The 19,008-nt window shown below is 66.1% G+C and carries 19 protein-coding genes; 4 read left to right on the top strand and 15 right to left on the bottom strand.

What is annotated here, in order from left to right:
• The first annotated feature begins 247 nt into the window (after positions 1-247).
• From ACQ4W4_RS25815 to ACQ4W4_RS25800, 4 genes are read left to right on the top strand one after another with little or no spacing between them, the layout of a single operon-like run.
• Complete coding sequence (locus ACQ4W4_RS25815; protein ID WP_436544384.1) at positions 248-1,438, top strand: acyl-CoA dehydrogenase family protein; 1,191 nt, start codon at positions 248-250, stop codon at positions 1,436-1,438.
• A 16-nt stretch (positions 1,439-1,454) separates the two neighbouring features.
• Positions 1,455-2,600 carry an acyl-CoA dehydrogenase family protein gene (locus ACQ4W4_RS25810; protein ID WP_436544383.1) on the top strand — a complete coding sequence of 382 codons (1,146 nt, stop codon included), beginning with the start codon at positions 1,455-1,457 and terminating at the stop codon, positions 2,598-2,600.
• Entirely contained in the window at positions 2,597-3,085 is a 489-nt protein-coding gene (locus ACQ4W4_RS25805; RefSeq protein WP_436544382.1) for a MaoC family dehydratase, read from the top strand. The genes ACQ4W4_RS25810 and ACQ4W4_RS25805 overlap by 4 nt, the downstream gene beginning before the upstream one ends.
• Positions 3,078-3,533: a MaoC family dehydratase gene (locus tag ACQ4W4_RS25800; RefSeq protein ID WP_070222902.1), complete on the top strand. Its 456-nt coding sequence runs from the start codon at positions 3,078-3,080 to the stop codon at positions 3,531-3,533. The genes ACQ4W4_RS25805 and ACQ4W4_RS25800 overlap by 8 nt, the downstream gene beginning before the upstream one ends.
• An 86-nt stretch (positions 3,534-3,619) precedes the next feature.
• Here ACQ4W4_RS25800 and ACQ4W4_RS25795 read toward each other — a convergent pair whose 3' ends face one another.
• The 15 genes from ACQ4W4_RS25795 to ACQ4W4_RS25725 form a co-directional block, all read right to left on the bottom strand.
• The gene (locus tag ACQ4W4_RS25795; protein ID WP_436544381.1) at positions 3,620-4,141 is read right to left on the bottom strand and encodes a GGDEF domain-containing protein; all 522 of its coding nucleotides are present in this window, start codon (positions 4,139-4,141) and stop codon (positions 3,620-3,622) included.
• Between the two features lie 23 nt (positions 4,142-4,164).
• The gene (locus ACQ4W4_RS25790) at positions 4,165-4,545 is read right to left on the bottom strand and encodes a response regulator (protein WP_436544380.1); all 381 of its coding nucleotides are present in this window, start codon (positions 4,543-4,545) and stop codon (positions 4,165-4,167) included.
• Entirely contained in the window at positions 4,542-6,722 is a 2,181-nt protein-coding gene (locus ACQ4W4_RS25785; RefSeq protein WP_436544379.1) for a hybrid sensor histidine kinase/response regulator, read from the bottom strand. The genes ACQ4W4_RS25790 and ACQ4W4_RS25785 overlap by 4 nt, the downstream gene beginning before the upstream one ends.
• On the bottom strand, positions 6,712-9,009 hold the full coding sequence (locus ACQ4W4_RS25780) for a PAS domain-containing protein (protein WP_436544378.1): 2,298 nt from the start codon (positions 9,007-9,009) through the stop codon (positions 6,712-6,714). Before ACQ4W4_RS25780 ends, ACQ4W4_RS25785 begins: the two co-directional genes overlap by 11 nt.
• Before the next feature lie 406 nt (positions 9,010-9,415).
• Positions 9,416-9,781 carry a YgiW/YdeI family stress tolerance OB fold protein gene (locus ACQ4W4_RS25775; RefSeq protein WP_436544377.1) on the bottom strand — a complete coding sequence of 122 codons (366 nt, stop codon included), beginning with the start codon at positions 9,779-9,781 and terminating at the stop codon, positions 9,416-9,418.
• 27 nt (positions 9,782-9,808) lie between these two features.
• Positions 9,809-10,381: a prepilin-type N-terminal cleavage/methylation domain-containing protein gene (locus ACQ4W4_RS25770; protein WP_436544376.1), complete on the bottom strand. Its 573-nt coding sequence runs from the start codon at positions 10,379-10,381 to the stop codon at positions 9,809-9,811.
• A gap of 88 nt (positions 10,382-10,469) precedes the next feature.
• Positions 10,470-11,189, bottom strand: a complete 720-nt coding sequence (locus tag ACQ4W4_RS25765; RefSeq protein ID WP_436544375.1) for a hypothetical protein — start codon at positions 11,187-11,189, stop codon at positions 10,470-10,472.
• A complete protein-coding gene (locus tag ACQ4W4_RS25760) occupies positions 11,189-11,968 on the bottom strand; it encodes an ABC transporter permease subunit (protein ID WP_436544374.1) in 780 nt (259 codons plus the stop codon). The genes ACQ4W4_RS25765 and ACQ4W4_RS25760 overlap by 1 nt, the downstream gene beginning before the upstream one ends.
• Positions 11,968-12,678, bottom strand: coding sequence for a type II secretion system protein (locus ACQ4W4_RS25755; RefSeq protein ID WP_436544373.1), 711 nt, complete (start codon positions 12,676-12,678; stop codon positions 11,968-11,970). Before ACQ4W4_RS25755 ends, ACQ4W4_RS25760 begins: the two co-directional genes overlap by 1 nt.
• Positions 12,675-13,388, bottom strand: a complete 714-nt coding sequence (locus tag ACQ4W4_RS25750; protein WP_436544372.1) for a hypothetical protein — start codon at positions 13,386-13,388, stop codon at positions 12,675-12,677. Before ACQ4W4_RS25750 ends, ACQ4W4_RS25755 begins: the two co-directional genes overlap by 4 nt.
• A complete protein-coding gene (locus ACQ4W4_RS25745) occupies positions 13,385-13,825 on the bottom strand; it encodes a hypothetical protein (RefSeq protein ID WP_436544371.1) in 441 nt (146 codons plus the stop codon). The genes ACQ4W4_RS25750 and ACQ4W4_RS25745 overlap by 4 nt, the downstream gene beginning before the upstream one ends.
• Entirely contained in the window at positions 13,822-14,505 is a 684-nt protein-coding gene (locus tag ACQ4W4_RS25740; protein WP_436544370.1) for a hypothetical protein, read from the bottom strand. The genes ACQ4W4_RS25745 and ACQ4W4_RS25740 overlap by 4 nt, the downstream gene beginning before the upstream one ends.
• Positions 14,502-16,076 (bottom strand): hypothetical protein, encoded by a 1,575-nt coding sequence (locus ACQ4W4_RS25735; protein WP_436544369.1) that lies wholly within the window; start codon positions 16,074-16,076, stop codon positions 14,502-14,504. The genes ACQ4W4_RS25740 and ACQ4W4_RS25735 overlap by 4 nt, the downstream gene beginning before the upstream one ends.
• Before the next feature lie 21 nt (positions 16,077-16,097).
• Positions 16,098-17,303 carry a type II secretion system F family protein gene (locus ACQ4W4_RS25730; protein WP_436544368.1) on the bottom strand — a complete coding sequence of 402 codons (1,206 nt, stop codon included), beginning with the start codon at positions 17,301-17,303 and terminating at the stop codon, positions 16,098-16,100.
• On the bottom strand, positions 17,303-19,006 hold the full coding sequence (locus ACQ4W4_RS25725; RefSeq protein WP_436544367.1) for a GspE/PulE family protein: 1,704 nt from the start codon (positions 19,004-19,006) through the stop codon (positions 17,303-17,305). Before ACQ4W4_RS25725 ends, ACQ4W4_RS25730 begins: the two co-directional genes overlap by 1 nt.
• Positions 19,007-19,008 lie beyond the last annotated feature (2 nt).

Raw genomic sequence — 19,008 nt, 5'->3', positions numbered from 1 at the left:
TTCGGAGCAAATCCAATGACGCCGGCGTGGGAATGAATTGCCAGCCACAGCCGCTGGTCATCTCTTTCCAGCTTACACCGATTCCCGCCCATTCCAGCCACTTCTCCCTCATGGCGCCAGCCCATGTAAAACCCCTGGCGCCATTCCCAATCTGTTGTACAATCCTTGAGAACGGTCGTGCTTTTTTGTGCGCTGAGCTTCCTTGCGTGCAGTCATCACGGCAACCGATAAGAACAAGGAGACAGACATGGACCTGCATTACACGGCCGAGGAGACGGCTTTCCGCGACATGGTGCGCGCCTTCCTCGACACCCATCTGCCGGCGGACTTGCAGCGCAAGGTGCGCCGGCATCTGCGTCTGGACAAGGACGACTATGTGCGCTGGCACAAGATTGTCGCGCAACAAGGCTGGGCCGCGCCGGCCTGGCCCGTCGAATACGGCGGCACGGGCTGGACGTCCGTGCAGCGCCACATCTGGGAAGACGAGTGCGCGCGCGCCGCCACACCGCCCATCCTGCCCTTCGGCGTCAACATGGTGGCGCCCGTCATCATGGCCTTCGCCAACGCCGAACAAAAAGCATACTACTTGCCGCGCATCCTGAACTGCGACGACTGGTGGTGCCAGGGCTATTCGGAGCCGGGCGCCGGTTCCGACCTCGCCTCGCTGAAAACCACGGCCGAGCGCGACGGCGACCATTACATCGTCAATGGCCAGAAAACCTGGACCACCCTGGGCCAGCATGCGGACATGATCTTTTGCTTGGTGCGCACGGACAGCACGGTGCGCAAGCAGGAAGGCATCAGTTTCTTGCTGATCGACATGAAGACGCCGGGCATCACCGTGCGCCCCATCATCATGCTCGACGAAGAACACGAAGTGAACGAAGTCTTCTTTGACAACGTGCGCGTGCCCGTCAGCAATCTGGTCGGCCAGGAAAACAAGGGCTGGACCTACGCCAAGTATCTGCTGGGCCACGAGCGCACGGGCATCGCCGCCGTGGGCCGCTCCAAGCGCGAGCTGACTTTCCTCAAGCAGCTGGCCATGCAGCAGACCAAGCGCGGCGCGCCGCTGCTGCACGACTCCGCCTTTGCCGCCAAGGTGGCCACCTTGGAAATCGAATTGATGGCGCTGGAAATGACGGTCTTGCGCGTCATCAGCGACGAGGGCAAGGGGCCGGGGCCGCAGGCGTCGATGCTGAAGGTGCGCGGCTCGGAACTGCAGCAGCAACTGACGGAACTGATGGTCGAAGCCATCGGCCCGCAAGCCTTGCCTTTTGACCCGGCATTTCTTGACGGCGGCGCGCCGCACAGCAGCGCCGGCGACGACCTGGCAGCGCCCTTGGCCGCGTATTACTTCAATTACCGCAAGACATCGATCTATGGCGGCTCGAATGAAATCCAGAAAAACATCATCACGCAGATGATCCTGGGCCTGTAAGCCAGAAGGAGACGACATGGACTTCCATTTTAATCAGGAACAGCAGCAATTCGCCGACGCGCTCAGGCGCTGGGTCGACAAGGATTACCCGTTTGAAACGCGGCAAACCATCATTCATTCCGCCACCGGCACGTCCGATGCCGCCTGGGCCACCCTGGCCGAGCTGGGCATGACGGCCCTGCCGCTGCCGGCCGGCGCGGGCGGCTTCGACGGCACGGCCGTCGACATGTTGCTGGTGATGCAGGAGCTGGGCCGTGGCCTCGTGGTCGAGCCGTATTTCGCCACCGTGCTGGGGGCGCGCTTTTTGACCCTGGCAGGCGGCCACGATGCGGTGCTGGAACAGGTCGCCAGCGGCAGCCTGAAGCTCGCGTGCGCGCTCGGTGAACGCCAGTCGCGCCATGACCTGCACGACATCGCCACGACGGCCACGGCCAGCGGCGACGGTTTTGTGCTGGACGGCGAGAAGACCGTCGTCATCCATGGCGCCCAGGCGGGTGCGCTGATCGTGTCGGCGCGCAGCGGCGGCGGCCAGACGGAGACGGACGGCATCTCGCTGTTTCTCGTGCCCGTCGACGCGGCGGGCGTCACTGTGCACGACTACCGCACGATCGACGGCCAGCGCGCCGCCACCGTCACCCTCGTGCAAGTGGTGCTGGGGCATGACGCGCTCGTCGGCACGGCGGGACAGGGCTGGCCCGTGCTCGACGCGGCGCTCGATTACGGCGCCGCGCTGCTGTGCGCGGAAGCCGTGGGCGCCATGGACGCCATCTTCGCCGCCACGCTCGACTACTTGAAGACACGCCAGCAGTTCGGCGCGCCCATCGGCAAGTTCCAGGCCTTGCAGCACCGCATGGCCGACATGTTCATCCATCTGGAGCAAGCCCGTTCGATGGCCATGCTGGCCGCCGCCAAGGCCGACAGCGACGACGTGGCGGAGCGCCGCCGCACGGTGTCCGCCGCCAAGGCGCGGGTGGGCCTGGCCGCCACTTTTGTCGGCCAGCAAGCCGTGCAATTGCATGGCGGCATGGGCGTGACGGACGAATTGCCTGCCGCCCACCATTTCAAGCGCCTGTCCATGATCGCCCTGACCCTGGGCGACGTGAACCATCACATCGAGCGCTTTATCGCCCAGCCGGGCTTCTTGCCGACGGAGACCGCATGACCGCATCGACCGCTATCGCCCCGAAACACTGGTATTTCGAAGACTTTACGCAAGGCCTGGAAATCGACCTGGGCCAGCGCCACGTGACGGAGGCGGAAATCATCGCCTTCGCCACGGATTTCGACCCGCAGCCGTTTCACGTCGACCATGCGGCAGCCGAAAAAACCATCTTCAAGGGCGTCATCGCCAGCGGCTGGCATACCTGCGGCATGATGATGCGCCTGGTGGTGGACAATCTGCTCAAGCATTCGTCCAGCATGGGCTCGCCCGGCCTGGACAGCATCCGCTGGCTCAAACCCGTGCGCGCGGGCGACACCTTGCAGCTGACCTACCTGGTCAAGGAAGTACGGCCGTCGACGTCGAAGCCGGACCGCGGCATCGTCATTTCCGTGTGGAGCGTGCGCAACCAGCATGGCGAAGTGGTGACCACCGTCGAAGGCATGGGCATGTTCGGCCGCCGTCCGGCGGGAGTAAACCATGCGTGATATCGCCGGCATCGCCGGTTTCCAGGCCTTGTCGGGCCAGCACGTGGCCGTCTCCGACTGGCTCACCATCACGCAGCAGCGCATCGACACCTTTGCCGACGCCACGGATGACCATCAGTGGATCCATGTGGACGCCGAGCGCTGCGCGCGCGAGTCGCCGTACGGCTGCACCGTGGCGCACGGTTTTCTCACATTGTCCTTGCTGCCCGCCATGCTGCAGGGCGCCTTGCACATGGCCGGCATCCGCATGGCCATCAACTATGGCCTCAACAAGGTGCGCTTCCCCGCGCCCGTGCCCGTGGGCAGCCGCCTGCGCGCGCGGCTCGACATCCTCTCTGTCGAGGACGTGCCGGAAGGGGCGCAAGTGAACTGGGCCGTCACCATGGAGAGGGAAGGCGACACGAAACCCGTGTGCGTGGCGGAATTTCTGATGCGTTGCTATCCCTGAGTGGCAAGCTGAGCCCACATCGTAGGTCGGCGTAGGTCGGTTTAGCCCGCAGGGCGTAAGCCGACGCAGGTGCGCGCGCCTCCTCTTTACCCCCCGTCCGCCGCGCAATACCTGTCCCGCCCCGTATGCTTGGCGCGGTACAGCAGGGCGTCGGCGGCGCGGATCAGGGCGCTGGGGTCCATGCCTTCGGTGGGCATGACGCTGGCCATGCCCAGGCTGACGGTGACGTGCGGGCCGGCGCTCGATCTGGCGTGGGGAATGTGCAGCGCGCGCACTTCGTCGAGGATGCGCTGGGCCACCACTTCAGCGCCGTCGCGCGTTTCCTGTGGCAGCAGGATGATGAATTCCTCGCCGCCGTAGCGCGCCAGCAGGTCGGGCGGGCGCACGGCGCAGCGGCGCAGGGCGGCGCTCACCTGCTGCAGGCACAGGTCGCCCGCCTGGTGACCATACGTGTCGTTGTAATCCTTGAAGTGGTCGATATCGGCCATGATGAGGGCCATCGGCACGCCGTCGCGCGCGCAGCGCCGCCATTCGCTGTCCATCGTGTCATTGAAGCTGCGCCGGTTGGCCACGCCCGTCAGCGTATCCGTCAGCGACAGCTCGCGCATGGCGTCGGCCTGGCGCTTGATGGTCAGCTCTGGCTGCGCACGCGGGCGCGCACGACGGCCGCGTTGAACGGTTTCGTGATGAAATCGACGGCGCCCGCTTCCAGCGCCCGCGTCTCGTCCTCTGGCTGGTTCAGGGCCGTGACGAAAATGACGGGAATGGCGCTGAGGATGGCCGATTCGCGCAGCGCATTGCATACGGCATAGCCATCCATGCCGGGCATGACGGCGTCGAGCAGGATCAGGTCCGGCAGTTGATTATGCGCAATTTCCAGCGCCTTTTCTCCGCTCAGGGCGAACAGCACGTCGTGTTCCTCGCGCAGCAACTGGTGCAGGATCTGGATGTTTTCCATGGCGTCATCGACGATGAGGATGCGCCCGTTCATGGCAAGGTTGGTCCAGCTCACTTGTTTTCCTCTCGTTTCAGCTGATCGAGCACGAGTTTTTCCGCGTCGGAAAAATTCAGGGTTTCTATCGCGTTGGCCAGCGCCAGGGCCGCTTCCCGGTCTGATTGTTGCAGGGCGGGGTGCAGCGCGTGGAATTGGGCCAGCGCTTTCAGGTTATTGTTGCGGATCAGGACGAGCAAGTCTGCCAGGCCGGCGCGCAGGTCGAGCGGCGCGCTGCCGGGCGCGGCTGGCGCACCCTGTCCGCGCCGCAGGGGCGAGGGCAGGGTGCGCGCCGCCTCGATGACTTCGGCCATCGCCAGTTCCAGCTGCCCCAGCAAGGCGGGTGTCGCGTGCGACTGCGCCGTTTTCAGCGTTTTTTCCGCCTCGCCTGCCAGGCTGGCGACGTGCGCGGCGCCCAGGTTGGCCGCCACGCCGCACACGCGGTGCAGCAGCTGCGCCGCCTGCCGCGTCTGGCCAGCGGCCAGCAGGCGCCGCGTGTCCTCGACGGCGTCGCCTTGCGAATTTTCAAAGCGCTTGAGCAGCGCCAGGAAGGCGCCGTAATCGCCGCCGAAGCGGTGCAGGGCCGCCGCCAGGTCGATGCCGGGCACCGCGGCCGGCACATCGGGCATCCACGCGACAGAGTTCGCGGCCGGCATGGCGCTGCCGCCAGTGCCCGTACCCGGCAGTGCCGGCACCAGCCGGGTCAGGGTCTCGATCATGTCGTCCACATCGATGGGCTTGGCCACATGCGCATTCATGCCGCTGGCGATGGCGCGCAGACGGTCCTCGTCCATGGCATTGGCCGTCATGGCGACGATGGGCAGGTCCGGCAAGCCCAGCGCGCGGATGGCCAGGGTGGCGTCGTAGCCGTTCATGACGGGCATCTGCAAATCCATCAGTACCACGTCCCAGGCGTCCGGCGTGCTGGCAAGCAAGTCGACGGCCAGTCTGCCGTTGGCGGCCACGGCCACGCGCGCGCCCGAGTGCAGCAGGATGTACTGCGCCACTTCCTGGTTGATTTCATTGTCTTCCACCAGCAGGACGCGCATGCCTTCCAGCAAGCCCGACAGGGGAGTGGACACGGGCAGCGCGGACGGGGCGCTGCGGCCATTGCGTCCATCCCGCACGGCCGTCACGGCTGCCAGCAGGCGCGCCGGGGTGGCCGGCTTCGAGACGATGCCGGCCAGCATCAGGCTGTCGGCCAGGTGTTCGAGGTTTTCGCTGTCCTGGTCGGCCACCAGCATGATCACGGGCGGCAGCGCCAGGTGCTCGTCGGCGCGCGCCTCGGTGAGCATGGAAATGCCGTCCATGCCCGGCATGGCCGCGTCCAGCAAGACGATGTCGGCCGCCGGCCCGCCGCCGGCGTGGGCGCGCAGCAGCGCCAGGCCGGCCGCGCCGCTGTCGGCGCTGCGGCTGTGCCAGCCCTGCGCCGCGCACCAGCCTTCCAGCATGGCGCGCACGCTGGCGTTGTCGTCGATGATCAGCAGCGACAGGGCCCTGGGCGCGCTCTTGCCGCGCGGCTCGGGCGGCGGCGCCTTGCCGAAGCGGCAGCGGAAGCGGAAGTCGGAACCCTGGCCCAGCGCGCTTTTCACGCTGAGGGTGCCGCCCATCAATTCCACCATGCGGCGGCAGATGGCCAGCCCCAGCCCCGTGCCGCCGTATTTGCGGCTGGTGCCGCTGTCGCCCTGGGAAAATGCGTCGAAGATGCGTTCCTGCTCGGCCGCGCCGATGCCGATACCCGTGTCGCGCACGGAAAACTCCAGGGTCACGCTGGCCGCATCCTCGGCCGTCATGCCGATGGACAGCACCACTTCGCCATGCGAAGTGAATTTGACGGCGTTGCCCACCAGGTTGATCAGGATCTGTTCCACGCGCAGGGCGTCGCCGATCAGCTCGTCCGGCACGCCCGGGGCCAGCACGAACACGGGCTCCACGCCGCGCGCCCAGGCGCTGCTGGCCAGCAGCACGCCGACGCTGCCCAACAGGTGTTCGAGCTGGAAGCGGCGCTGTTCCAGCACCATCTGTCCCGCCTCGATCTTGGAAAAATCGAGCACGTCATTGACGATATGGAGCAGCGATTGCGTGGCCATCTGGATCTTCGCGACGTAGCTGCGCTCGCGCCGCTCCAGCGGCGACTCTTCCAGCAGGCGCGCCAGGCCGATGATGGCGTTCATCGGCGTGCGGATTTCATGGCTCATGTTGGCGACGAATTCGCTCTTCGCCGTGCTGGCCGCCTCGGCCTTGTCGCGCGCGCACCATCTGCTCGTTCAGTTCGTGCAGGCGCAATTCCGTGCGCTTGAGTTCGGACACGTCCGACGCCAGCACGAAAAAGCCGCGCACGCCGCCGCCGTCGTCGACGTCGGGGATGTAATTGGTCCACGTATGGCATACCTGGCCCGTGGGGTCGAGCAGGTCGCGCTCGAAGCTTTGCGGCCGGCCCGCCAGCACGCCCTCGACATGGGGCGCATACACATCGAACAGTTCCTGCCCCAGCAATTCACTCATGTGGATGCCGGCCAGTTCGGCGCTGCTGCGGCCAAACCATTCATTGTAGAAATTATTTGCGAAGCGGCAACGCAGATCGGCGCCCCAGTACGACACCATGCCGGGCAGGTTGTCGGTGACGGTGCGGATGAAGCGCTCGCTCTGTTCCAGGCGCAAGGTGGTGGCGTGCAGCACCTCGGTGGCGCGCTTGCGTTCCGTGATATCGATCGACACCCCCAGCACATGGCTGGCGCGCCCCGCATCGTCGCGCAAGACCACCTTGCGCGTGGTGAAGTGGCGCGTGGTGCCGTCGGCCGTGTTGATCGGCTCCTGTTCGATTTCCACCATCTGCCCCGTGGCCAGCAGCTTGCGGTCGGCGCTGACGAAGGCGGCCGCCTGCTGCGGCGGGAAGAAGTCGTGGTCGGTCTTGCCCAGCAATTGCTCGCGCGAGCGTCCCAGGGTCAGTTCCGCATGGCGGTTGACCATTTCAAAGCTCAGCTTGTCGGCGCGCTTGACGAACACCATGGCCGGGATGTTTTCGATGATGGTGCCGAACAGGTGTTTCGAGCGGCGGAATTCCGCTTCGCTGCGCTTGCGCTCGCTAATGTCCAGCCACAGGCCCGACACGCCCAGCAACTGCCGCTCGGGGCCGAAAATCGGGTGATACGAGACGATCCAGTGACTGAGCTGTTCGCGCCGCTGGCCGCCATGGCCTTGCAATTCGAGGTCGACGATGGGCGATCCCGTCTCGAGCACCTGGCGCACGCAGCGTTCCACCTCCATGCGCACGGCCTCGTCGAACGGCATGGCGGCCACGGGACGGCCCAGATGCTGCGCCACGCTGGCCCCGTGGATGGCGGCCAGGTACTGGTTGATCATGACGATGCGCAAGTCCAGGCCCACGAACAGCATGCCGATGGGCGCCGTCGCGTAGACGGTTTCCAGCAGGCGCGTGGATTTTTCCAGGGCCAGGGTGCGCTCGCTCACCAGGCTTTCGAGCTGCGTGCGGTGGCGCCGCAAGTCGCGTTCCAGCGTGCCCAGCGCGGCTGCCATGTCGGCCGATTCGCGGTCCGCGTGCCGGTGCGCGACCAGGGGTTTGCCTTGTGCCAGGGCATGGATTTGCAAGGTCAGTTCCTGCAGGGTGCTGGCCAGGCGGCCGCCCACGCGCCAGGCCAGGGCAAAGCCGGTACCCAGCAGCAGAGCCAGGATGAGGGAACCGGTGACAACGGAGCCCAGCAGGACTTCGGCCACCGTGCTGGTGCGCATGGTGACGGCCACCGTCCAGGCGCCGTCCGGGGCGCGGCGAAAACCCGTGTAGACGTCGATGCCTTCCAGGGTGGCATGGCGCAGCACGCCTTCGCGCGCCTGGCGTATCTGTTCCAGCAGGGGCGCCGCGCTGCGCTGCCCCACATAGCGCTGCGGCGCCAGGGTGCGCGCCACGTTGATGCCGTCGGCATTGACGATGGCCGCGCCCAGGTAGGCGGGCAGGTCCAGCTCGCGCAGCAGCAAGGGCAGGTAGTCGGGCGGGTACAGCGCCGTCAGCACATAGGCGGGTCCCTTGTTACGCGGCAAGCGCTGGTTCAGGGCCAGCCGCGGCACCTCGTCCGGCGCCGTCAGCAGGCTGGTCAGCCGTGGCTTGCCGTAGTCGCGCGCGCGGTCCATGCTGGCGGCCCATTTTTGCGGCAAGGGAGGCGGTGCCTGACTGGCGGGCAGCGATGTATTGATCAGCTGGCGTCCCTTCGCGTCGGAGACGATGAAGGCGCTGACGGCCAGGCCCGGCTGCAGCAGGCTGACGGCCAGGGCGCGCAGGGCGCCGATATCGTCGTCTTGCAGTGCGGGCGAGGCGGCCAGGATGCGCGCGGCCATCTGGGCGCCGCTCAGGTCGCGTTCGATGGCGGCAGAGACGGCGCGCGCCGCTTGCGCCGTTTCGCTGACGACATGGTCGCGTTCGCGCGTGTAGCTTTGCGCCACAAGCAGCAGAAATACGAGTGCCGTCGGCATGACCCAGGCGAGCACCAGCCATGAAATTCTTGAGCGTATCGAAGGCAAATCTTGCACCCGGAAAGCTCCCAGAATGGATGAGTCGACAGGCAGGCTGACGCTGGCGCTGGCTGACCTTGAATGAAAAGATGCTAGACGAAATTGATTGTGCTGACAAGTATAAGTAAGCCCCAATAAATTATTGTGATTTCTGACTTCCATAACCGGCGCTGTGCGGTGTTGCCCGCAGCTAGCAGTGCTCGCACTGCGTCACTGCAGGCGCCTTGCACAGCATCCGGTTCTGTTCGTCATAAATTCACAATAATTTCCCGAGGATTACTTAGTTTCTAGGACGGAAAAAAGGTTGCGCGAGGCATACAGAGGAGGGGGTATCCCTCCCGCCATGGTGGCGGGAGGGCGGCGATGCTTATTGCACCACGGTCAGCACGTCGACATCGATTTCCGGGCTTTCCATGAAATCCTTTTCCACTTCGCCACGGATTTCCACCCGGGTCCTGGCGTCGATCTTGCGGTTCATGAAGACCTTGTCGTCGATATCCACGCGGATTTCCGCGGTGCCGTCGGAGAACGTGTACTTCTCGTTGCCCACTTTGCGCAGCAGATGGCCGCGCAGTACGACGGCCTGGTCGTCGACGGGATTTTTCAGGATGGCGGCCACGCTGCCGGGCGCGGCGGGGCCGGTCGTCGGGCCCACGTACTGGGCGTGCGCGCCGCCGGCCAGCAAGGCGCAGGCGGCGGCCAGGGAAACGATGAGTGTGCGGTGCAGTGGCATGGTATTCCTTCGATAGTGACTGGCGTGTCAGAAAAACACGGCGGTGCGGGGGATGATAGCACCGGTATTTCCATATGGCATGTTCGCCCGGACGCTGCCCGTGCTGGCCACGCCATCGTCGAGTTTGCTGTCGATCTGCTCGGCGTAGCCTTCGGGCAGGTTGTCGAAACGGATGCCGTTGCCGGCGCGCCCACCCACTTCGTCGTTGTACAGGTAGACGGCGCCGCCCTGGGCGCTGGTCATGAATTGCGAGGTGCCGTTGTAGGAACCGGTAATGAAGCCGCCCAGCGCCAGGTGCTGTGGCGCCAGCGTGAATTCGCGCGGCTGGCCGTCGCCGATCTGGCCGTCGCCATTGCCGTTGCCGGCCGAATTGGGCACGTGCACGGTGCCCTGGATATCGTCGCCGGGCAGGGCACGGAATTTGTCCTGGTAGGCGTTGACGGCGGCCGTCAGCGCATTCGATTGCTGGATGATGTTCTTCACCTTGGCGCTGTCGATCAAGCCTTGTCCCTTGAGCACGCCGCCGAGCAGCAAGCCGATGATGACCAGGACGATGGCGATTTCTACGAGCGTAAAGCCGTGCTGGCGGCGTGGGAGCATGGGGATTTCCTTGGAAAAAAGTGCTGGGGACTGGTATGGCAGTTTACTGCAATTGGCGCCGTGCGCGCATGGCATTTCGGACGGCGGCTCATGGCGCCGCCTTTTTCTTGTCGGCCAGTGCATCGAGCTTGCGTGCGAGGAAAGCGAGTTCGTGCGGGTCGCTGATCTGGCCGCTGGCGATCAGGCCGCCGATCACCAGGCGTGCGCTGTCGAGCTGGTCCATGTCTTCCAGGATGAACGCTTCCATCTCGCGCACCCAGGCTGGCACTTGCGGCCCTGTCGCCAGCCGGCGCAAGGCGCGCGCATAGCCGAGCGCCAGTGGCAGGTCATGCAACTGGTGTTTGGCCACCAGCGCCGCCTGCGCCATCGCGGGCCAGCGATGCTGCGGATCGGCGGCGAAGCTGGCGGCGACAAAGGCCAGCATGCGCCGCGCGCGTTGCGGATCGGCCACGCCGGCATACACTTCGCTGGCGGCTACCAGCGCGTAGCGGCTGCGCGGATCGAGCGTTTGCGCCGTCTCCAGCCAGCCGGCCAGGCGGTCATAATCGAGTTCGCGCCACGGCAGGCTGACGCCGGGCTGGTCTTCGAACGATTGCAGGTACAGCAGCATGGCCTTGGACATGGCCAGCGGCTCGCCCAGGCTGGCCAGGCGCGCCACGCCTGCCGGCGGCGCGGCGGGCAGGGGACGCGCCTGTGGCGGTGCCTGCTGCTGCGCCAGTCGCCAGCCCAGTTGCAGCAGCAGGCAGGCCGCCAGCAGCCAGCACAGGGGGCGCGGCACGCTCGACCACGGACGCTGGGCGGCGGCCATCAGATGTTCCTGCGGTAGAAGTCGCACAGCGCGCAGCTGGCCAGCAAGGCCACATAGATGGCCGTTTGCGCCGCAACGCCGGCCAGGGCTTGCCAGTCGCCGGTCGCGTACAGCAGCCACTCGGTGCGCGTAAAGGCGTCGAGGCGGGGCAATAGCAGGGCCAGCACGTCGATGGCGCCTGCCATGGCGCGCTGCGCCAGCGAGTCGCCCGCCTGCGGGCCGTGCGCGAGTAACTGCAGGCTGCCCAGCATGCGCGCCAGCACATAGAAGCCGCTAGTCGCGGCCAGCGCCGGCAGGGCCTGCTGCAGGCTGGCCGCGCACAGCAGGCTGAAGGCGGCGACGATCCACAATTCGCCCAGCAAGGACAGCGCCCACAGCGCGCTTTGCGCGGGCGCGGCGAACAGCGCCATCAACAGACCGAACAGCAAGGCGGGCACGGCCGCCAGCGCCGCATAGCCCAGCAGTTTGCCCAGCAGGTAGGCTGCGCGCGGCATGGGTAACGCCAGCAGCAGCTCGAGGCCCCGGTCGGCCGCTTCGCGCGCCATGCTGGTGATGATGAAAGTGGCCAGCAGGAAGACGCCGGCCAGGCGCAAGGCGGCCGCCAGCAGTCCCGCCTGCACGGCACCGCTTTCCGTCAGCGCCAGTTGCTGCAGGAAGCCGGCCAGGCCGGCGGCGGCGCAGGCGGCCAGCACGAACAGCCACGGCAGGCGGCTGCGCAGCGCTTCGAGCAGCGTGTAGCGGGCGATGGTGAGGGCGGGCCGGAGCATGGATGGGGGCATCAGCGTGGCAGCCTCTGCGCCGCCACCATGCGGTTGAACAGGATGTTCGGCGACAGCCAGACGACGAGGTCGTCGAACTCGCCGCCCGGCTGCTGCGGGCCGCTGGCGGCGCGGCTGATGACGGTGGTGGCGTTCGATGCATTGTTACGCTCATCGACATTGTTGCTGATAGGAACAGCCTGGCGCTGGCCCTGCACGCCGGTGGCGCCAAAGCCGTTCTTGCCGTGGGACATGATCATGGCGGGGATGTCCCTTAACGCCGTCGCCTGCAGCAGCGCGCCGCCATTGCGCGTGACGATGCTGATGTCGCGCGGCGTGCCCAGGTTGAATTGCTGCTCGCTGTCGCTGAAGGCCGGCGTCACGCTGTAGCGGAACAGATTGTTCCAGCTGTCGCCCTGGCGCATCCCCAGCGTGGCCCAGGGCAGGAAGCCCGCACGTTTTTCGCCCGTGCAGCGGGCGCCGCGCCGGTCTTCCAGGCCATTGCCGGCGGAGATGGCGGGACACGGCAGGTAGCCGTAGCGCAGCGCAAAGCCCGTCAGCGCTTCCTTTGCTTCATTCAGCGCCTGTTGCGTCTCGGCCACCTTGCGTTGCTCCAGCTGCACCGTCAACGGCGTGACCAGGCCGCCTATCATCAGGCCGACAATGACGAGCACGATGGCGATCTCGATCAGGGAAAAGCCGCCCTGGCGGCGCGGATGGAAGGCGCTCATGGCAGGTTGCGCGCGGCGCGCATGCGTTGGTACAGGGTCGGCAAGGTAATCCAGGTGAGCATGTCGTCAAAGGCGCCACCGGGCAGCGTGGCAAGTTCGGTGGCGGGGCGGTGGATGAAGCGGCGGCTGGCGCTGTCGTTCGCGGCTTCGTCGATATTGCCGCGCGCCGTGTTGATCTGCGCCACGCCGCTGGCGGCCGTGCCGTAGTGATCCTTGCCTTGCGAGAACAGCACGACGGGCAGGCATTGGGCGCTGACGTCGCACTGGTCCTGTCCCGCCACGAAGGCGAATTCGCCGCGGCCGTCGCGCCTGAGAACGACTCTGTTGGCGACAGCGGAAAACGAGACGATGGGCGCGCGCGCCATTTCCGGCGTGACGCTGTAGCGCAGCAGCTTGCCCCAGGCATCAATGCCGTCCACGCCCAGGGCGACCCATGGCAAAAAGCCGCTGCATTCGGCGTCGTCGGCGCAGTCGGCGGGGCGTTCGCGTCCGTCGACGGCGGACGCTGCCGGGCGCGGCAGGCGGCCATTCGTGGCGGCAAAGCCCAGCAAGGCTTCGCGCGCCTGCGCCAGGGTGGCCAGGGTGCGCTGCTGGCGTTCGGCTTCGGCCGTATTGCGGCTAAAAGCGTTGATCAGCAAGGTTGCCGCGCCCAGGCCCAGCACGGCCACCAGCAGCAGCAGCGCCGCGCCGCGCTGGCGCTGGCGCCTCATGGCTGCACCTCGTCCGCTTCGCTGACGCGGCCGCTGGCCGGATCGTAGCGCTGGCCCGCTTTCAGGAGCACCACCTGGCCGTTCGACAGGCGCAAGGTCAGGGCGCCGGGCGTGCCGGACTTATCGCGCGCAAGGCGGTTGTGCGGCTCGTTTTGCGTTTCCTGGTTCAGCCAGACGGTAGAGCGGCCGCTGCTGCGCTGTACCACGCCATTTAATTCCACGGGCGGGGCAGGCGGCGGTGGCGGCGGCGGGGCCGGGGGCGCCGCCAGGGCCGGATCGGGCGCCGGCGGGCCATAGCGCTGCGCGTCGAGCTGGGCGCGCTGTTCGGGCGACAGGAACAAACGGCCCAGCTGCGGCGACTGTGCCTGGGCCGTGAGCGCGGCGCCGGCCAGCAGCACGCACAGGACGAGGGGGCGCAGGATGAGGGGGCAGCTCATGGCCGCCTCGGCACGGGCGCGCTGCCCAGAGTCAGCCACAGCAGCTCGCATTCGGCGCCCAGGGTGGGCGCCGCTCCGCTGCCTGGACCGGCCCCGGCCGCAGCGTGGCGCTTGAGCGTGCAATCCTGCACGGCGAAATAGCCGGCCTGGCGCAAATCGTCCAGCAGGTTCAGCAAATCCATCTCGTGCAGCAAATCCATCTGCAGGCGCATGCGGCTGCCGCGCAGCTGATATTGTCCCATCACCATGGGCAGCGGTACTTGCAGCCCTTGCTGCGGGCTGATGTCATAGCTGATCGGCAGCAGTTTGCGCTGTTCCTGGCTGCGGCGGATGGCGTCGATCCAGGCCAGGCGGTTTTCCTCGCCGATCAGGCCGCGCTGGCGCAAGGCCAGGAATTGCGGTTCGTAGGCGCGGATTTCCTGCTTTTCCGCCTCCGCATGGTTGAACAGGAGGGCGGCCGCCGAACGCGTGCGCTGGGCCAGGTCCAGCTGCTGCGCTTCACGCGCCCGATAGGCGGCACTCAGGCTCAGCAGCACCACGCTGGCCAGCAAGGTCAGCGCAAAGCACAGCAGGGCGCGGCGTATCAGATGCAGTTCGCCCAGCCAGGCGGGCAGCGCGCGCGCGGGCGTGCCGGTCCGTTGCATGCCGGGCAGGGGCGGCTGTTTGACGGGGCCGCTCATGGCTGCCACGCGAGCAAGAGGGTGAAGCGGGCCTGAGTGGCCGGCGCCGGCACGGCGCTCTTGCCGGACAGGGCCGCGCTGGGGCGCAGGTCGAGCGGCGTTTCCTCGATCGTCACCTGCATGCCCGGCTGGCGGGCCAGGGCTTGCGCGAAGGCCGTGATGGCCGCCAGGGCCGCCCGGTAATCGTTGTTCGGCATGGCCACGTCCGCTTCCAGGCGCAAGGCCTGCGGCGGGGCGACGGGAATGCCGGCCAGGGCGCTGCCGGCCGGTGCGCCCGTACTTTGCCGCTGCTGTTGCTGCTGCGCCGGCTGGCCGCCGGCCGCGCGCGCTGGCGCCTGGCCCGCATGCCAGTGCAGCTGGCCGAGCGCGACTTGCGGCGCCTGGTCCAGCGCGGCGCTCAGCATGCCCAGCAGCCGGCCCGGCTCCGGCGCCTGGGTGGCGATCATGTGGCCCAGGGTCACGGCCACTTTCATGTTCTGCGTCTTGGCCGGCGCCGGCGGCTGGGTCGACATGACGCTGCGGTAGCGCTCCTGATAGGACGCCGTTTCCTGCGTCAGGCGTTCGATGGCGGCCCCGTCGGCTATGCCGCCGAGCAAATTAATCGCGCACCACAGGGCCGCCGATGCGCCGATCAGCGTGCTGGTGCCATACAGCGTCTTGCGCGCGCGCTGGAAATGGTAGTAGCGGGCCAGCGCGCCGGGCGGATAGTGGCTGGACGGCGGATGCTTGCCCAGCAAAGTCAGCAGCAATTCGTCGGCCAGCGCCGGCGTCCGGCGCAAGCCCACCCGTTCGCCGGCCAGCTGCAGGTCGATGAAGTGGTAAGCCACTTCGACGCCGTTGTCGCACAGCAGTTCGAGCTTGGCGATTTGCGGGGCCGGCGCCAGGATGACGGTATTCAAGACGTCGCCGCGCGCCAGCATGCGCGTGCTGGTGAGAAATTGCCGCGTTTTTTCCGTTTCCAGCGCAATATTTACGGCCACGCCGTCGAGCGCGATGGTGGCCGTCTGGCGCGAAAAGCGCAGCTGGCCCTTTTCATAGTAGCTTTGCCGCAAGCCGCCCGACTGCTGCGTCACCAGCAGCAAGTGTTCGTGCGTGATCGACAGCTTTTTGACCAGCGCGATGCTGAGCAGGCTGGTCGAATAAATGCCGGCCACGGGCACGCGCAAGTGCTCGAGCGCCTCCGTCCACGGCTGCAGCAAGGACGGGTTGGTCAGCGCAAAGAACAGCATCTGGTCGTCGTGGCGGCCCGTGCTTTCGCGGCCCAGCAGGGTGCTGCCCCGGTAGGGCGTGTCGCGGTGCAATTGCTGCTTGCGCCGCTCCAGCAGGGCCCGGCCCGCCTTGCCGCGCACGTGGGGCAGCAACTGGCGCTGGAAATCTTCCTCGATCAAGTCCGTCAGCAGGTAGGCGGGCACGTCGAGCCGTTGTCCCTGCGGATCTTCCAGCCACGCGGCGAAACCGTCCAGTCCGGCGGCGCTGGCGGGGAAGGCCTGGCCCTGGCCCAGCACGCCGTGGTCCCAGTCGTAGGCGCACAGCGCGTCGCTGGTGATGTAGAGTAATTGTTTGCGGAACACGGCGGTCTCAGGTCTCGGGTCTCAGGTTTTAATCGTGCTGATGGTGTCGTAGATCGGCCCCAGCACCGACAGCATGATCCAGCCCAGCAACAGGCCAAGGATGACCGTCATGGCCGGCTCGATCATGGCCTGCACTTTTTCAATCAATTCCTTCACTTCGCGGTTGTAAAAGTAACTGACATTGCGCAAGGCCGTGTCCAGCGAGCCCGTGGCCTCGCCCACCTTGAGCATGCGGATCACCAGCGGCGGGAAGATGCCCGTGTGCTGGAACGCGGCGGTCACGCCGTAGCCTTCGCTGATCAGCTGGGCGGCGCGGCGCAGGCCGGCCGCCACCACCTGGTTGCCGGCGATGCCTTCGGACAGGCGGATGCATTCGAGTATCGTGATGCCGGAAGCATACATCAGGGCAAAAAACGTGGCAAAGCGGGCCAGGATGATCTTGTGCAGCACGGGGCCGACCAGCCACAGCCGCAGCTTCAGGCCATCCCAGGCGTAGCGGGCCGCCGAGCTGCGGCGGATCAGCGAGCGCAGGCCGAAAAACAGCAGCACGGGCAAGGCCAGCAGCACATACCAGTAATCGATGAACACATTCGATACAAAGATCAACACGCGCGTATGCAGCGGCAGCTCGCCGCCCATGTTGCGGATGAACGCCGTCAATTGCGGCACCAGGTAGATCATCAGGAAAAACGTCACGGCGGCCACGACGATGGCCACGATAATCGGGTACATGATGATCTTGCGCGTCTGTGAGGCCAGTTCATCCTGCCATTTCAGGCTTTCCGACAGGTTCTTGAACACTTCGGCGATCTTGCCGCTCTGTTCTCCCGCGAGGATCAGGCTGGTAAACGTGGCATCGAAGATGTCGGCATGCTGGGCCAGCGCGCCGGACAGCGGCAAGCCGCCTTCGATGCTTTCGATCAGATCCGTGACGACTTCGCGCAGGCGCGGGTGGTCCGTGCTTTCGCGCAAGTCGTTCAAGCCTTCCAGGATGGGCACGCCCGCGCCCGTCAATTGTTCCATGTGGAAGCAGAAATTGATCAGGTCGCGGCGGTGGATCACGCGCTTGCCCAGCAAGACCAGATACTGGCCCGTGATCTTGCAGTCGATCAAGTCCAGCTGCATGCGGTGCAGGCGCGCTTCCAGGTCCGGCACGTTCGCCGCCTCCATGCTGCCGGGAATCAATGCACCGGCGGCATCCATGGCGCGGTAGACATATTGCGCCATCAGGCCAGCCTTTCCGTCAGATCGACCACGCGGCCCACTTCTTCCAGCGTGGTGACGCCTTCGAGCACGCGGCGCACGCCGTCGTCGACGATGCCCTTGAAGCCGGCCGCGCGCGCGGCGGTCTTGAGTTCGCGCAAGCTGGCGCGGCGCGCCGTCAATTCATCCAGTTCGGCCGTCATCTTCAGGATTTCCATGATGGCCAGGCGGCCCTTGTAGCCCTGGTGCGCGCAGCGCTCGCAGCCGACGGCGCGGCAGATGGACGCGGGCGCATCGCTTGCCGCCAGGCCCAGCAGGCGGCGCTCGACGTCGTCGGCGATCACGGTTTCCTTGCAATGCGGACACAAGCGGCGCACCAGCCGCTGCGCCACGATGCCGATGATGTTGCCAGCCATGATGTCGGGCAGGATGCCGATGTCGAGCAGGCGCGAGATGGAACCGATGGCCGAGTTCGTATGCAGGGTGGAATACACCTGGTGGCCGGTCATGGCGGCGGCAAACGCCATCTCGGCCGTTTCGCGGTCGCGGATCTCGCCCACCAGGATGATGTCCGGGTCTTGCCGCATCATCGAGCGGATACCGTCGGCAAAGCCTAGCTTGACCGATTCGTTGACCGAGGTCTGGCGTATCATGTTCATCGGATACTCGACCGGGTCTTCCAGGGTCATGATGTTGACGCTTTCCGTGTTGATATGGTTGATGATCGAGTACAAGGTAGTGGTCTTGCCGCTGCCCGTCGGCCCCGTCACGAGGATCACCCCGTCCGGCCGCGCGATCATCAGTTTCAACAGGTTCAGTTCCGCCTCGGCCAGGCCCAGCGAGTCCAGCGGCACGATGCCTTTCTGGCGGTCCAGCACGCGCAGCACGAAGTTTTCACCATGCGTGGTGGGCTGCGCCGACGCGCGGAAATCGATTTGCCGCCCGGAAAACTTGATCGTGATGCGCCCGTCCTGCGGCGCGCGCGCCTCGGCGATATTCATGTTCGAGATCACCTTCAGGCGCACGGCCATGGCCGGCCAGTACGACTTGTGCAGGCTGCGGATTTGCCGCAGGATGCCGTCGATGCGGTAGCGGATGCGCAGGAATGATTGTTCCGGCTCGAAATGGATGTCCGAGGCGCCGTTTTGCACGGCGTCTGCCAGCAGCGCGTCGATCAGGCGCACCATGGGCTGGCTGTACTCGTCCGATGGCGAGGCCATGCTTTGATAGCTGACTTCGCCCGTTTCGATTTCGTGCAGGATGCCGTCGATCGACAATTCAAAGCCATAGTACTGGTCGATGGCGCGCGAGATGTCGGACTCGTTGACGAGCACGGTGGAAATCGTGATGCCCTTGACCAGCATGGCGCTGATCTGGTCGAGCGCGACGATGTTGCTGGTGTCGGCCATGGCCAGGATCAGATTGTCCGCCTGCCGTTCGTAGACGATAGGGAAAACGCGGTAGCGCTTGGCCACGTCCTTCGGAATCAGCTTCAGGGCGATGGCGTCGACCACCAGGCTGGACAGGTCGGCGCTGACCTGTTTCAGGTTTTCGCTGAGGGCCTCGCGCACGGTCGCTTCCGTGACGAAGCCCAGGGTGATCAGCAGCTTGCCCAGCGGTTCGCTGCTGCGCCGCTGCTCGATCAGGGCGATACGCAACTGGTCTTCGCTGATCACCCCTTTCTGGATCAGTAATTTGCCCAGCGGAAGTTTTGCCTGTTCTGCCATGT

The sequence above is a fragment of the Janthinobacterium glycogeni genome, assembly GCF_051380725.1.
Lineage (GTDB): Bacteria > Pseudomonadota > Gammaproteobacteria > Burkholderiales > Burkholderiaceae_D > Janthinobacterium.
The sequence above is the reverse complement of the archived record's forward strand: the minus strand, read 5'-3'. Positions and strand labels throughout refer to the sequence as shown.